This is a genomic window from Nocardiopsis valliformis DSM 45023 (assembly GCF_000340985.1).
Taxonomy (GTDB): Bacteria; Actinomycetota; Actinomycetes; order Streptosporangiales; family Streptosporangiaceae; genus Nocardiopsis; species Nocardiopsis exhalans.
On the sequence record NZ_ANAZ01000010.1, the window covers coordinates 35,121 to 49,214 of the forward strand.

Annotated in this window: 13 protein-coding genes; 5 read left to right on the plus strand and 8 right to left on the minus strand. The window is 69.6% G+C overall.

Annotated elements, in window-relative coordinates:
* Positions 1 to 44: 44 nt before the first annotated feature.
* Entirely contained in the window at positions 45 to 1,169 is a 1,125-nt protein-coding gene (locus tag D457_RS0110930) for a D-alanine--D-alanine ligase family protein (RefSeq protein WP_017580702.1), read from the plus strand.
* A gap of 195 nt (positions 1,170 to 1,364) precedes the next feature.
* The gene (locus D457_RS0110935) at positions 1,365 to 1,925 is read left to right on the plus strand and encodes a Uma2 family endonuclease (protein WP_239646069.1); all 561 of its coding nucleotides are present in this window, start codon (positions 1,365 to 1,367) and stop codon (positions 1,923 to 1,925) included.
* Between the two features lie 104 nt (positions 1,926 to 2,029).
* On the opposite strand, the gene D457_RS0110940 is transcribed toward D457_RS0110935, so the two are convergent.
* The 6 genes from D457_RS0110940 to D457_RS0110965 all read right to left on the minus strand — a co-directional run bounded on the left by D457_RS0110940 (position 2,030) and on the right by D457_RS0110965 (position 10,006).
* Positions 2,030 to 2,854 (minus strand): EI24 domain-containing protein, encoded by an 825-nt coding sequence (locus tag D457_RS0110940; protein WP_017580704.1) that lies wholly within the window; start codon positions 2,852 to 2,854, stop codon positions 2,030 to 2,032.
* Between the two features lie 9 nt (positions 2,855 to 2,863).
* Positions 2,864 to 4,630 (minus strand): thiol reductant ABC exporter subunit CydC, encoded by a 1,767-nt coding sequence (gene cydC, locus D457_RS0110945; RefSeq protein ID WP_017580705.1) that lies wholly within the window; start codon positions 4,628 to 4,630, stop codon positions 2,864 to 2,866.
* Positions 4,627 to 6,396 (minus strand): thiol reductant ABC exporter subunit CydD, encoded by a 1,770-nt coding sequence (gene cydD, locus D457_RS0110950; protein WP_017580706.1) that lies wholly within the window; start codon positions 6,394 to 6,396, stop codon positions 4,627 to 4,629. Before cydD ends, cydC begins: the two co-directional genes overlap by 4 nt.
* A 181-nt stretch (positions 6,397 to 6,577) precedes the next feature.
* Positions 6,578 to 7,618: a cytochrome d ubiquinol oxidase subunit II gene (gene cydB, locus D457_RS0110955; protein WP_017580707.1), complete on the minus strand. Its 1,041-nt coding sequence runs from the start codon at positions 7,616 to 7,618 to the stop codon at positions 6,578 to 6,580.
* Positions 7,619 to 7,630: 12 nt separating this feature from the next.
* Positions 7,631 to 9,076 carry a cytochrome ubiquinol oxidase subunit I gene (locus D457_RS0110960; RefSeq protein WP_017580708.1) on the minus strand — a complete coding sequence of 482 codons (1,446 nt, stop codon included), beginning with the start codon at positions 9,074 to 9,076 and terminating at the stop codon, positions 7,631 to 7,633.
* Between the two features lie 207 nt (positions 9,077 to 9,283).
* Entirely contained in the window at positions 9,284 to 10,006 is a 723-nt protein-coding gene (locus tag D457_RS0110965; protein ID WP_026116534.1) for a DUF305 domain-containing protein, read from the minus strand.
* An 89-nt stretch (positions 10,007 to 10,095) separates the two neighbouring features.
* Here D457_RS0110965 and D457_RS0110970 point away from each other — a divergent pair, with 89 nt between their 5' ends.
* Positions 10,096 to 10,875, plus strand: coding sequence for a DUF3105 domain-containing protein (locus tag D457_RS0110970; RefSeq protein ID WP_017580710.1), 780 nt, complete (start codon positions 10,096 to 10,098; stop codon positions 10,873 to 10,875).
* A 179-nt stretch (positions 10,876 to 11,054) separates the two neighbouring features.
* Here the strand turns inward: D457_RS0110970 and D457_RS0110975 are convergent, their stop codons facing one another.
* Both D457_RS0110975 and D457_RS0110980 read right to left on the minus strand, forming a co-directional pair.
* The gene (locus D457_RS0110975; RefSeq protein WP_017580711.1) at positions 11,055 to 11,516 is read right to left on the minus strand and encodes a DUF3515 domain-containing protein; all 462 of its coding nucleotides are present in this window, start codon (positions 11,514 to 11,516) and stop codon (positions 11,055 to 11,057) included.
* Positions 11,517 to 11,547: 31 nt separating this feature from the next.
* Positions 11,548 to 11,781: an Lrp/AsnC family transcriptional regulator gene (locus tag D457_RS0110980; protein WP_017580712.1), complete on the minus strand. Its 234-nt coding sequence runs from the start codon at positions 11,779 to 11,781 to the stop codon at positions 11,548 to 11,550.
* 208 nt (positions 11,782 to 11,989) lie between these two features.
* Here D457_RS0110980 and D457_RS0110985 point away from each other — a divergent pair, with 208 nt between their 5' ends.
* Positions 11,990 to 13,021 (plus strand): thiamine-phosphate kinase, encoded by a 1,032-nt coding sequence (locus D457_RS0110985; RefSeq protein WP_394297038.1) that lies wholly within the window; start codon positions 11,990 to 11,992, stop codon positions 13,019 to 13,021.
* A 200-nt stretch (positions 13,022 to 13,221) separates the two neighbouring features.
* The gene (locus D457_RS0110990) at positions 13,222 to 13,878 is read left to right on the plus strand and encodes a cellulose binding domain-containing protein (RefSeq protein WP_026116536.1); all 657 of its coding nucleotides are present in this window, start codon (positions 13,222 to 13,224) and stop codon (positions 13,876 to 13,878) included.
* Positions 13,879 to 14,094: the final 216 nt, after the last annotated feature.

Consider the following 14,094-nt stretch of genomic DNA (forward strand, 5'->3'; position numbering starts at 1 on the left):
GCCCCGAACCGGTTCCATCAGCAGGCGAGATAAGGTCAGGCAGCATGTCGTCCGAGCAGCGCAAGATTCGGGTCGCCGTCGTCTTCGGCGGGCGTAGTTCCGAACACGAGATCTCCTGCGTCACCGCGGGCAGCGTCCTGTCCGTCATCGACCAGGACCGTTACGAGGTTGTCCCGGTCGGGATCACCCCCACCGGCAACTGGGTCCTGACCTCGGGAGACCCCGAGAGCCTGCGCATCGACGCGGAGACCAAGGCCCTGCCCACCGTCTCCGAGGACGGCGTCGAACTGGCGCTGCCCTTCGACGCGGCGGGCCAGCTCATGACGGTGACCCCGGAGCAGGGCACTCGGCGCCTGGCCGAGGTGGACGTCGTGCTGCCGCTGCTGCACGGCCCCTTCGGCGAGGACGGCACCATCCAGGGTCTCTTCGAGATGATGGGCGTGCGCTACGCGGGTGCAGGGGTCTTCTCCAGTGCCGCCGCCATGGACAAGGTCTTCATGAAGGCCCTCCTGGTCGGCAACGCCATCCCCACCAGCGACTTCGTGGCGATCACCGAGCGCACCTGGCGGACTGAGCGCAAGAAGGTCCTGGACGACATCGCCGAGCTGGGCGAGACGGTCTTCGTCAAGCCCGCCCGCGCCGGGAGCAGCGTCGGTATCAGCAAGGTGAAGGACTCCAAGGACACCGACGCCGTGATCGCCGCGGTCGAGGCCGCCCGCGAGCACGACCCCAAGGTCCTGGTCGAGGCCCAGGTCATCGGTCGCGAGATCGAGTGCGGCGTCCTGGAGGCGGAGGACGGCGGTACCCCGGACGTCTCCTTCCCGGCCGAGGTGCACGTGGCGGAGGGCTTCGACTTCTACGACTTCGAGGCCAAGTACCTGTCCACGAGCGGCCTGACCATCCCCGCCGAGATCCCGGAGGAAGCCACGGCGCGCCTGCGCAAGATGGCCGCCGACGTCTTCGAGGCCATGGGCTGCGAGGGGCTGGCCCGGGTGGACTTCTTCTACACCGAGGACGGCGAGGTCCTGGTCAACGAGCTCAACACGATGCCCGGCTTCACCCCGTCGTCGGCCTTCCCACAGATGTGGGGCGCCACCGGCCTGGGCTACGCCGAACTCGTCGAGCGCATGATCACCACGGCCCTGCGCCGCAACCCCGGCCTGCGCTGACCGCACCGGCCAAACCACCAAACACATGCCAAGGGGCGGACGATCACGCGATCGTCCGCCCCTGGTGTTTCCTGGGGATTCTTCGGGAAAAGACGTACGCTGGAAAAGTGCTCTCGCTGAGCTCAGGAACGTTCTGGATACCTCAGGGAGCCCTCTATGACGTGTGCTGTGCAAGAGCGGACGGATGAGCCGACCATGGATCTCCACACTCTGGCCGAAAGTCTCGAACTCCCGGATGGTTACCGCGTGGAAATCATCAATGGGAGCATCACCGTGTCGCCAACGCCCAGTGCCAGGCATGCCGACATCGTCACCGAGGTTCACGAGTCGGTGCTGGAGGGCGGACTCAAAGCCAAAGGCCTTCGGGCAGTGCAGGTGCTCACCTTGGAGATCGCCAAGACCGGTGATCGCTACGTGCCCGACCTGGTGGTCTTGCCGACAGCTCTCGTGCGGGGGCAGGGTTGGGACGGTCCGTCGTGGATTCGTCCGGCCGAAGAGGCGGAATTGGTTGTCGAGGTTGTCTCGCCCAGTAGTGCGCACCACGACTGGACCAACAAGACGAAGGGATACGCGCAGGCCGGAGTCCCTCTCTACCTGGTGATTGATCCGAAGCAGGATGAGGTCGCCCTGTTCCGTCAGCCAGAGGGAGACGAGTACCGGGAAGTCACCCGTGTCCTTCGCCGCGGGTCTGTGCGACTTCCTCAGCCTTTCGACCTCAAACTCGAAGCCGCTGACCTGTTGCTCTCCTTCTCCTAAAAGGGAGACGGGGCACTTCCCCGAACACGTGACGAGGGGCGGACGATCGCTAGATCGTCCGCCCCTCGTCGCTTTTCGATTGCCTGCTAGGGCTGAGGCGGCTCCTACGGGGCCTTTGGTGCTTCGGGTGGGTTCTGGTGAGGAATCGGGGGAGTTTGGGGCTCCTGCGGCCCCTGGGGGCCCTCTGTGAGGAGCTCCCGGGCGAGGATGGTGCCGCCCGCGGTCGCCGCCGGGAAAACCGCCACTGCCACGAAGGGGATCGCCAGCAGGAAGTAGGTCGGGATCGCGAAGCCCAGGACGCGCCAGCGGCGGGCGGCCATGAAGTGGCGGCGGTCGCGGATGCGCAGCAGGCCGCGGCGGTCGAAGGCGCTCGCGGTCAGCTCGATGCCCAGCAGCCAGCCTCCCACCACCGCGGTCAGCACCGGGGCCACCATCCAGCCGACCACCGGGACCAGCCCGAGCAGGAACGCGCTGACGGTCACGGTGAGGGAGACCAGCACGACCCCCGTCGACTGGCGCACCGAACGGGTCACCGACGCCATCAGCGCCTCGTCCGGGGCCTCGGGCGCGCCGCCCAGTTCCTGTTCGACCAGTTCGGCGATCTTGTCGTAGATCGGCGAGCCCAGGCCCAGCGTCACCGTCGTGAACGTCACCACCATGACCAGGACCGCTCCGGCCAGCAGCGCCAGGCTCAGCGCGCCGCGCACCAGCCCCCGCCAGGCGCTCTCCCAGTCCTCGGCGAACGGCGTCGCCCACGCCACCAGACCGGTGATGTTCACCGCGAGGGTGATCAGCGCCGCCAGGAACAGCAGCGACGTGACCAACGCGGGCAGCGCGCCGAGCAGGAACAGGCGCGGTTTGCGCAGCACGATGCCCAGACCGCGCAGCAGGACACCGAAACCACCGAAGACCTCACGTACAGGATTCACGCGCGAACCTTAGCGCTCGTGCACCGACCGGTACCACCCCTCACGTGCGAGAAGCTCCTCGTGTGTCCCCCACTGGCACACCCGGCCCTCGCGGACCACGTAGATCCGGTCCACCCGGTCCAGGCCGGTGAGGTCGTGGGTGATGAGCAGGGTGGAGAACCCCCGGGCGGCGTCGAGCAGGTCCGCCACCACCGCGTCGCGGGTGTCCGGGTCCAGGTGCGCGGTCGGCTCGTCCAGGACCAGGACGCGCGGCGCCGCCAGCACCGCGCGGGCCAGTGCCAGCCGCTGGCGCATACCGCCGCTCAGCCCCAGGCCGTGCGAACCCACCTGGGTGTCCAGGCCCCTGGGCATCGCCTCGACCTCCCCGGCCAACCGAACCCGGCGCAGCGCCGCCCACAGCTCCTCGTCCTCGGCCCCCGGTTTGGCCAGCCGCAGGTTCTCCCGGAGCGTGGACGCGAACACGTGCGGGTCCTGCGGCACCCCGGACACCACCCGGCGCACTTCGTCGGCCGGGTAGTCGGTGACGCTCACCCCACCGATCTCCACGCGGCCGCCGTCCGGGTCGCGGAAACGCAGCAGCACCGAGGCGAGCGTGCTCTTGCCCGCGCCGCTGGGCCCCACCACCGCGACGGTCGCCCCGGCCGGGATCTCCAGATCCACCCCGTCCAGCGCCCACGGCTCCTCGGGGCCGTACCGCACCCGCAGATCCCGAACCCGAACCGTGGCGTCGGCCTCCGGATCGATCTCCAGGCCCTCCCGGGCGGGAGGTGAGATCGCGGGCGGGGTGTCCAGCACCCCGAACAACCGCTCCCCGCTGGCCCGGATCGACCCCAGCTTGGCGGCCACCGCGGGCAGCGGAGCGACGATCTCGAAGGCGGCGAGCGTGGTCAGCACCAGCACCGCCAGCGCGGTCGGGCCGATCACCCCGTCCTCCACGGCGAGCACGCCCAGCAACAGCGCGCCCCAGACGGTCAGCCCGGTGATCAGCGCGGTGGCCCCGGCGCTCAGCCCGAGGGTCGCGGCGTCGCGCCGGGCCACCCGGGTGAGTTCGGCGTCAGCCTCGTACACCCGCTCCACCTGCCGGTCCATGGCGCCGTAGGCCACCAGGTCCGGCGCGCCCTGAAGGGTGTCCACCAGGGCCGTGGAGAGCCTGCCGCGCGCCTGCGCCTCGCGCTGCCCCGGCCCCTTGCCGAGTGCGGCCGCGGCCAGAGGCACAGCGAGCCCTGCCAGCAGCAGACCCGCGGCCAGCAGCAGCCCGCCCGGCACGTACACCACGGTCAGGAACAGCACCGTCGCGCCGCCCGTGACAACGGAAACCAGCGGCGGAGTGAGCCCGCGCACCAGCAGGTCCAGGGTGGCCTCGGTGTCGTTGACCAGACGCGAGACCAGGTCACCGGAGCGGAAACGACCGAACGGCTCGGTTCTGGCCAGGCGCTCGTACACGCGAACCCGCACCTCGGCCAGGGTTCGGAAGGCGGCGTCGTGGGTGACCAGCCGCTCCAGGTAGCGGGTCACGCCCTTGCTCACACCCAACGCGCGGGTGGCGACCACGGCCACGCTCAATGCGGTGATCGAGGGGTGGTTCGCGGCCGTGGCCAGCATCCACGCGGCCACGCCCAGCAGCGCCACACCCGAACCGGTGGCGGCGGCGCCGAGCAGCACGCCCAGCGCGAACCTTCCGCCCCGGGGCCAGGCCAGCCCGATCATCCGGCGCAGCGGGTTCCGGCGCCGCTCCCGCTCGTCCACCGCCAAGGGGTCGGTCGTCTCGGTCCTCATCGGTGTGCCCCTCGGGTCAGCAGCGGGAGTTCGGCGGTCCGCAGGTTCTCGCCGAGCGCGGACTCGGCCCAGCCGGTGTCGTGCGCCACGATCACCGCGGTCCGCCCCGCCAACAGGCGGGTCACCGCGGTACGCACCGACGCGGCGTTCTCCGCGTCCAGGTGCGCGGTGGGTTCGTCCAACAGGACCAGCGGGGCGTCCCGGCACATCGCCCTGGCCAGCGCGATCCGCTGCCGCTGCCCGGCGGACAGCCGGGCGCCCCGCTCACCCAGGCGCGTCTCGTAGCCGTCGGGCAGGGCGGAGACGAACCCGTCGGCCTCGGCCAGCCGGGCCGCCTCCCGGACCCGTTTCATGTCGGCGTCGGGTGCGCCCAGGCGGATGTTGTCGGCGACGGAGACGTCGAACAGGTAGGGGTGCTGGGGGACCCAGGCGATGCCCAGCCGCCAGTCGTCGGCGGGGATCCGGTCCATGGGGGTCCACTCGCCGCCGGGCGCGCGCACGCTGATCCGCCCCTCGGTGGGTTCGCCCAGTCGCAGCAGCAGGGACAGCAGGGTGGTCTTGCCCGACCCGCTCGGCCCGGTGAGCAGCAGGTGCTCCCCGGCGCGGACGGTCAGGTCCAGGCCGGACAGGGCGGGGACGTCGCGGCCCGGGTAGAGCAGCCCGACCCCCTCGAAGCGGATGTCGCCCGCGGCGGCGGGGGCGGCGGTCCCGGTCGGGGCCGAGGTCGGGGCCGGAGCCTTCCGATCCTCGTGCTCCTCGCCTTCCGCGCCGGCCCGGGCGGCGGCCCCGCGCTTGCGGTCCAGCTCGGTGAAGACCTGGTCGGCGGCGGCCACCCCCTCCATACTCGCGTGGAAGCGCGCGCCCACCTCGCGCAGCGGCAGATAGGCCTCGGGCGCCAGGATCAGCACCAGCAGTGCGGTCTGGTAGTCCATGTGCCCGCCCAGCAGGCGCAGGCCCACCTCGACCGCCACCAGCGCCACTGCCAGGGTCGCGAGCAGCTCCAGGGCGAACGCCGACAGGAACGCGATCCGCAGCGTCCCCATGGTCGCCGACCGATGGTCCTCGCCGACCTTGCGGATGATCGCGGCCTGGGCCTTGGCCCTGCGGAACACCGCGAGCGTGGGCAGCCCTTCCACGACGTCGAGGAAGTGCCCGCCCAGCCTGCTCAGCAGCCGCCACTGGCGGTCGATGCGCTGCTGGGTGTGCATGCCGATCAGCGCCATGAAGATCGGGATGAGCGGCAGCGTCACCAGGATGACGATCCCGGAGATCCAGTCGGCCCAGAACACCACCGCCAGCACCGCGAACGGCACGATGCAGGCCAGGACCAGCTGGGGCAGGTAGCGGGAGAAGTACTCGTCCAGGGCGTCCAGGCCGCGGGTGGCCAGGGTGACGAGTTCACCGGCCTTGGGTGAGCCGTCCTCGCGGTCCCCGCCCTCGGCCAGCCACACCTTGCCCGAACCGGTCACGTGCGCGACCAGCTTGCGGCGCAGCTGCGACTTGGTGCGCGCGGCGCTGTGCAGTGCCGAGGTCTCGGCGACGTAGGACAGCAGGGCGCGGGCCACGGCGACGGCGGCCACCGCGGCGATCATCCAGCCGAGGGCGTCCATGCCTTCCCCGGCCCAGGCCCCGGTGATGACCTCGGCGAGCAGCCAGGCCTGGGCGAGGATCAGTCCGGTGATCAGCACGCCGCTGACGACGGTGACGGCCAGGTGCGTCCGGACCGCGCCTGCGGTGCGGACCAGGCGCGGATCGAGCGGTTTCATGTGTGGGCGACCTCGTAGCGTCGAAACTCTGGGCTGAAACTCGTCTGGTGCTGGCCGTTCCCAGTATCCAGGGAGGCTTTCCGGAAACGCTCAACCCCCACTTCCCGGGGCGATCTCGGGGGAGTGGGGGCGAGCGGACCTACCTGGTTCTGCGGTTTCCGCGGGTTGTGGGCCCTGGGGCTCAGGCGGCCTGGTCCGGCTCGCCCTTCCCTGCCGTGACGGTGGCCCGGGTGATCTGCTCTCCGGTGACCCGCTTGCGGAAGACCCAGTAGCTCCAGGCCTGGTAGCCCAGCACCAGCGGCAGGAACACCACCGCCACCCACGTCATCAGGGTGAGCGTGTAGTCGGCGGAGGAGGCGTTGGCGACGGTCAGGCTGAACGCCGGGTCGGTGGTGGAGGGGAGCACGTTCGGGAACAGCGATCCCAGCAGCGCGGTGAACGTGAGGACGATGGTGACCGCCGTGGCCAGGAAGGACCACCCCTCGCGGCGGAACCGGGCCGCCGCGACCCCGCCCACCAGGGCCGCGACGGCGATCAGGACAAGTGGCAGGGTCCACGCCGCACCGTGTGCGGCCTGGGTCCACAGCAGGAAGACGGCCACGGCGGGCACGGCCACCCAGGCGCTCCACTGGGAGGCCGTGCGGGCGCGGACCCGGACCGGACCGTCGGTCTTGAGGGTCAGGAAGACGGCGCCGTGCAGGATGAACAGGGACAGGGTCATCACCCCGCCCAGCAGGGCGTAGGGGTTGAACAGGTCGAGCAGTGACGCCGTGACGATGTGGTCGGCGTCCATGGCCACCCCGCGGACGAAGTTGGCGAAGATCAGCCCCCACAGGAAGGCGGGCACGGCGCTGCCGACGAAGATCGCCCGGTCCCACCAGTTGCGCCACTGGTCGCTGTCACGCTTGTGGCGGTACTCGAAGGCCACCCCGCGCACGATGAGCGCCAGCAGGATGAGCAGCACCGGCACGTAGAACCCGCTGAACGCGGACGCGTACCAGGCGGGGAAGGCGGCGAACATGGCGCCGACGGCGGTGATCATCCACACCTCGTTGGCGTCCCAGACCGGGCCGATGGCGTTGATGGCCACGCGGCGGTCCACGGAGTGGCGCTTGCCCATGAAAGGCAGTAGCACCCCGACCCCGAAGTCGAACCCCTCCAGGAGGAAGAAGCCGATCCACAGGACGGCGATGGCGACGAACCAGATGACGGCCAGTTCCATGGTCGTTGGCTCCTAGTAGCTGAAGTGCGGGATCTTGGACTCGTCCTCGTCGTTCTCCAGATCGGGGACGACGTGGGAGGGGCCCTTCTTGATGTACTTCCACAGCAGGCCGACCTCGACGACGAACAGGATCCCGTACAGCGCGGTGAACAGGCTCAGGCTCATCGCCACGGTGCCGAGGCTGACCCCGGGGGAGACACTGGCCGCGGTGAGGAGTTCGCCGTGGACGGTCCAGGGCTGGCGGCCCATCTCGGTGAGCACCCACCCGAAGATGTTGGCCAGCAGGGCGGCGGGCAGGGCGGCGAACGCCGCGTAGTAGAACCACCGGGTCCTGGGCAGCCGCTCCCGGCCCCGGGTCATCCACAGGCCCACGGCGGCCACGGCGATGCCGAACATCCCGAAGCCCATCATCAGGCGGAAGGACCAGTACACGACGAACACGTTGGGAATGTAGTCGCCGGGCCCGTAGAACTCCTCGTAGGCCTCCTGGAGGTTGTTCATCCCGTGCACCTCGCCGTCGAAGTGCCCGGTGGCCAGGAAGCTCAGCACGTTGGGGACGGTGACGTCGATGGGGTTGTAGCGGGCCTCGGTGTCGCCGACCGCGAAGGCGGAGAAGGCGGCGCCCTCCTCGGTGTCCCACAGGGCCTCTGCCGCGGCGAGCTTCATGGGTTCGTACTCGGCCGCCAGCTTGGCCTGGTGGTCGCCGGAGAACACCGTCAGGGCGCCGGCCACCAGGGTGACGACCAGACCGGTCCGCAGGGTGGCGCGGAACAGCGCGAAGTCACGCTTGGGCGGGACGACGCCGACCTCACCGGTGTCGTCGTACCTGGTGTTGCGCCACAGCTTGTAGGCGCTGACCGCCACCACGAACAGCCCGGCGGTGACGAAGGCGGCCGAGACGGTGTGCAAGTAGGTGGACCAGGCCTGGTCGTTGCTGAGTACGGCCCAGATGTCGTTGAGCTCGGCGCGGCCGGTCTCGGGGTTGATCTCGTAGCCGACCGGGCGGCGCATCCAGGCGTTGGCGGCCAGGATGAAGTAGGCCGACAGGTTGGTGGCCACGGCCACGATCCAGATGCAGGCCAGGTGGACTCCGCGGGGGAGCCGGTGCCAGCCGAAGATCCACAGTCCGATGAAGGTGGACTCCAGGAAGAAGGCCAGCAGGGCCTCCATCGCCAGCGGAGCTCCGAACACGTCGCCGACGAAGCGCGAGTACTCGCTCCAGTTCATGCCGAACTGGAACTCCTGCACGATCCCGGTGACCACGCCCATGGCGAAGTTGATCAGGAACAGCTTGCCGAAGAACTGGGTGGCCTGGAGGTACTCGTGCCGTCCGGTGCGGTACCAGAAGGTCTGGAGGACGGCCACGATGAACGACAGCCCGATCGTCAGGGGGACGAAGAGGAAGTGGTAGATCGTGGTGATCCCGAACTGCCACCTCGCCAGGTCTAGAGCTTCCATGCCCGCCTCTCAGGTACCGACTGCCGGTAGTACTGCACACAGTAGTACTACAGCTTGTCGTAGTAGAGGTGGGCCCCCTGAGATGCCGAACACACACGGCGCGCCCCCGGTCCGGGAGCGCGCCGCGCGTAGTGCTCGTCTTGGTTTTCTCCTGGCAGCGCCAGGCTGTAAGCGCCAGGTCGGAAGATCAGCGCTGGGGCCGACCGGTCACGCGCGCTTGTCCAGCATGCGTTCCATGTTTTCGACCTCGGAAGTCTGGGCGTCGACCATCCCCTGGGCGAAGTTGGTGACCAGTTCCTCATTGCCGAGCTCCACCTCGGCCTCGGCCATCTCGATCCCGCCGATGTGGTGGGCGATCATCAGCTCGAGGAAGAGCACCTCGGCCTCCTCGCCCTCGGCGTCGCTCAGCCGCACCAGGTCCTCGTCGGTGGCCAGCCCCGGCATGGTCTCGGGCACCTCGCCCTCGCCGCCGCCGTGCTCGTGGCCCGCCATCCAGGTCATCGGGGGCTCCGCCGAGCGTGAGTTCAGCCCCCAGGCCGTCAGCCAGCCCTGCATCATCCCGATCTGCGCCTGCTGGGTCCGGGCCATGTCGGTGGCCACCGTGTGCAGCTCGACGTCATCGGTCTTGTCGAGGATGGTCATCGACATGTCCACGGCCTGGGCGTGGTGCGCGCTCATGTCACGCAGGAAACCGGCGTCGGCCCCGGTGTCCAGGGGATAGGACGGACGGCCCAGGAGGAACCCTCCGACCAGTGCCAAGGCGACCAGGGTCACAGCCATCCAGAGCGGGACGGAACGCTCGGTGCGGGGCGCCGCCCCGGTGCCCTCGTCGCTTTCGGAGAACGCGTCGGGCTCGGCCCATCCGTCCTCGTACGACGTCTCGTCGGCACCGTCGGCGTCTCGGGACGCCGGGCCGCTCATATGCCCCATCGGAACCACCCTGGTCAAATCGCACAACTCTGGTGCCAAAGTAGAGGATAGGAAAGTCCCATTCGACCACATGCATCCCAGGAGACCCTGTGGCCAAGAAGACGAAGGCGGAGGAGCGTCGCGCTCGCGCCGCCGCATTGCGGGAAGAGCAGCGCAAGAAGGAACGCCGCGCCAAAGCCCTCAAGATCACCGGGATCAGCGTAGCCGCCGCGGCTGTTCTGGGTCTCCTGGGAACCGCGATCTTCATGGAGTTTCGTTCGCGCAACATCGACGGCGTCCAGGAGTACACCGTCGGGGACTTCAGCCACGTGGAGATCGGCGACGTCGTCGACTACGATCAGTCCCCGCCGGTCGGCGGTCAGCACTGGCCCAGCTGGCAGAACTGCGGCGTCTACGGCGCCCCGGTGACCCCGGAGCTCGCGGTCCACTCCATGGAGCACGGCGCGGTGTGGATCACCTACGACCCCGAGCTGCCGGAAGAAGAGGTCCAGACGCTCCAGAACTTCTACAACCCGGGCGACTACCTGGTCATCAGCCCCTACGAGGGCGACATGCCCGCGCCGATCGTCGCCTCCAGCTGGGGCCGTCAGATCGCCGTGGACAGTGCCGATGACGAGAACCTCAGCCGCTACGTGCAGTTCTACGAGCGCGGCACCGACGTCCCCGAGCCGGGCGCCTCCTGCTCGGGTGCGATCCAGCAGACCGCCGACGAGGTGGAGGAGGAGCTGGCTGGCGGTGGCGGAGCCATCGAGGACGCGGACACCGACGAGCCCGCCGAGGGCGCTGAGGGCGCCGAGGATGAGGACGCCGATGAGCCCGCCGAGGATGAGGACGCCGACGCCGACGCCGGCGCCGAGGACGACGAATAGGCCTCAGGGGACCGGCTGACCCGCGGCATCCCGGTACTCGAGGTCAGTACTCACTCACGACCCCGCGGAAAGCGTGTGGGGCCGGAGGCGAATCGCTCGCCTCCGGCCCCACACGTGTGTTCGGGGCTCCGGGAACCGGCCCTGGGAGTAGTTTCGGGAACCGGTCGCGTCCGACGCGGTCACATGCCGCTGTCGGCGCGTACTGCCAGGTGCTCGTCGATCAGGTCGCTCAGAGTGTTGAGCGCTGGGGCGGGGGCGCCGTAGGAGGGCGGGACCGTCAGCTCGACGTAGGCCTCGCGCTCCACCGCCGTGTACAGGGTGGGCTCGTCCTCCGGCTGGCCGAACCACGCCACGTCGTTGACTTCCAGCAGCTCCGACTCCATGTTCAGGGTGGAGGGACGCGGCACCCCGCACCGCAGGCCGATGGGCGGGTCACCCCAGGCGGCCATGATCTCCGACTCGGGCTGGACCGTGGCGCGGTCTGCGCCGAGGAGGGTGTCCGGGAGGTCGGCGACCAGCGCGGCGCAGGCCTCGGCTGTCTGGCCGTCGGTCTCGGGGGGCTGCATCTGTACGGTCTGGGTTCCGCAACCAGCCGTTACCAGGGCGACGGCCAGAGCCGCCCCGAAGTAGCGCTTGTGCACAGGCAACCTCGCTCCGTCGACTCAGTCGACCTCAGATGTTGACGATGGGACAGGTAAGGGTACGGGCGATGCCGTCCAAGCGCTGAATCCGAGCCACCACGAGAGCGCCCAGGGCGTCGATGTCGTCGGCCTTGGCCTGGACGATCACATCGTAGGGACCCGTGACATCGCTCGCCTGTTCGACCCCCTCGATCCCGCGGATTCGTTCCGCGACCTCGGCCGACTGGCCGACCTCGGTCTGGATCAGGATGTATGCCTGCACCATGTGTCTTCTCCTTCATGCTGTGCCGGGCGTGAGGTCGAGCGGACGTATCCCTGGCCATCTCTGGCCAAAAAGCACAGAGGATGACGAAAGAATGCCGCACGTGGGGCTTGACCACGGGGTCTAGACCACTGCGCCGGAGCGTCACCGTACCCTGATCTCTGTGTTGAGCACTATTGGGGGCCTTGGCGAGTTCGCTCTGATCGCACGCGTGACGAGCCAATTCCCCAGGACGGACGATGTAATCCTTGGCCCCGGCGACGACGCCGCCGTGGTGGCCGCGCCGGACGGGCGCACGGTCGCGACCACGGACCTGCTGGTGGAGGGCCGCCACTTCAAACGGGAATGGTCCAGCGCTCGGGACGTGGGCCACCGCGCCGTGGCGCAGAACTACGCCGACGTCGTGGCCATGGGCGCCCGCCCCACCGGGCTGCTCATCGGTTTCGCCGCGCCGCCCGAGCTGCCGCTGGCCTGGGCCGAGGAGTTCACCGCCGGGGTGCGCGACGAGTGCGCACTGGCCGGAGGAGCGGTGGTCGGTGGTGACACGGTGGGCTCGGACACCCTCACCATCGCCATCACCGCCCTCGGTGACCTGGAAGGACGCTCCCCGGTGCGGCGTGACGGCGCACGGTCGGGGGATGTGGTCGCCTACACCGGGCACCTGGGGCTGTCCGCCGCGGGACTGGCCCTGCTGGAGCGGAGCGACGCAGCGGGGGGAACCCCGGCGGGGGAAACTTCGGCCGGGCAGGCCGGAGAGTCTCCGGTCGGGGCGATTCCGGTCGGGGCGACCGACGGTCTCGCCCAGTGTCTGTCCGAGCACCGCAGGCCGAGCCCGCCCTACGCCGCCGGGCCCGAGGCGGCCCGGCTGGGCGCGACCGCCATGCTCGACGTGAGTGACGGTCTGGTCCAGGACCTGGGGCACGTCTGCCGGGCCAGCGGGGTGTGTATCGATCTGGACTCGGACGCCTTCCGGCCCGCTCCCGCGCTCCTCGAAGCCGTCCGTGTGCTCGGGGCCCCGGCGGGGAAGGCTGTGGATGCCGCCCGCCGCTTGATGCTGTCGGGCGGGGAGGACCACGCGCTCGCGGCGGTCTTCCCACCCGAGGTGCGGCTACCCGAGCACTGGCACGTGGTGGGAACCGTGGGCGACGCTCCGGGGACCGAGGCGGAAAGCACCGGTACTCGCGTCACCGTGGACCAAAACGTGGTCGAAAACGGCGGATGGGATCATTTTCGGCGGGCTTAGGCCTGTTTGGATTTGTCCTGTTTGTTGATCGCGCTAGGCTTTGCCAACGCGGCCAGCGCTGCCTCTCGGGCGGCCGTCCGGCCTCGTGGGACTCCGGCCCGCGACGATCCGCACGAGGAACACCCCTGACCGGAGGAAACAGCAGGTCAGGGATGGGGAAGGTCAGAAGATCAGCGGCGAGAGGCGGTATATGGGGCGGCATGGGTAGGCGACGGTACAGCCCTCGTCGTGGAGCCCACCGCAGCGAACCGGAAGACGCCGGTGCCCTGCGGCGTATCGGCGGACTCCTCGGGAGCACCGTTCCCAAAAGGGTGGAACCCCCGAGGCTGCTCAATGTCCTCGTCATTTCCGGGGTGATCCTCGGGCTGCTCCTGTTCGGTTACAGCACCACGCAGATCTACCTCCAGTTCGGCGGCACCCCGGGCGCGACGGAGGCCCCCGGCCCGCAGGACGGCGCCGAACCCACACATGACGCGTCCCCGGGGCCCGAGCGCGAGGGGTCCTCGTCCGGGGACGGCAGCACCGGACCGCAGACCCAGGCCGGGGCCGAGCCCACCACCGTGGTGTACCAGGTGGTGGAGGCCACGTCCGTCGGCTTCACCGGCCGGGTCACTGTCACCAACACCTCGCAGACCACCCTCGACACCTGGGAACTGGCCCTGGCCTTCGAGACCGCGGAGGTCACCGAGGTGTACGACGCCGACTGGGAGCCTCTGGGGGACGGCATCCTGGCCCGCGTGTCCGGGCCGGACGGCCATCTGGAGCCCGGTGCCTCAGTCTCACTGACCTTCGACGCGATCGGCGTCTCCCAGAGCCCCGTGCGCTGCTCCCTCAACGGGCACGTCTGCGATCTGTGATCCAGCGTCTGCGACCTCTGATTCCTGCTTCCTGCCTCACGGTCCACGGGAGTTACACCGGGCACGGGCGTCACCCCGGGCACAGGAGTCACACCATTCACAGGACACGGCCCTGTGCAGGCGTACATCGTGAAGACGTGTTTCCGCGGGCTTGTCCGGACCACAAGTCCCTGGACAACAAGAAGGCCCCCCGACCGGAGTCGGAGGGCGCTTCGA

Bases quoted from the DNA above. Each gene is read 5' to 3' on its own strand.
- D457_RS0110930 (WP_017580702.1), top strand. From the start codon at position 45: ATGTCGTCCGAGCAGCGCAAGATTCGGGTCGCCGTCGTCTTCGGCGGG.
- D457_RS0110965 (WP_026116534.1), bottom strand. From the start codon at position 10,006: ATGGGGCATATGAGCGGCCCGGCGTCCCGAGACGCCGACGGTGCCGAC.
- cydD (WP_017580706.1), bottom strand. From the start codon at position 6,396: ATGAAACCGCTCGATCCGCGCCTGGTCCGCACCGCAGGCGCGGTCCGG.
- D457_RS0110990 (WP_026116536.1), top strand. From the start codon at position 13,222: ATGGGTAGGCGACGGTACAGCCCTCGTCGTGGAGCCCACCGCAGCGAA.
- D457_RS0110980 (WP_017580712.1), bottom strand. From the start codon at position 11,781: ATGGTGCAGGCATACATCCTGATCCAGACCGAGGTCGGCCAGTCGGCC.
- cydB (WP_017580707.1), bottom strand. From the start codon at position 7,618: ATGGAACTGGCCGTCATCTGGTTCGTCGCCATCGCCGTCCTGTGGATC.
- cydC (WP_017580705.1), bottom strand. From the start codon at position 4,630: ATGAGGACCGAGACGACCGACCCCTTGGCGGTGGACGAGCGGGAGCGG.
- D457_RS0110935 (WP_239646069.1), top strand. From the start codon at position 1,365: ATGGATCTCCACACTCTGGCCGAAAGTCTCGAACTCCCGGATGGTTAC.
- D457_RS0110960 (WP_017580708.1), bottom strand. From the start codon at position 9,076: ATGGAAGCTCTAGACCTGGCGAGGTGGCAGTTCGGGATCACCACGATC.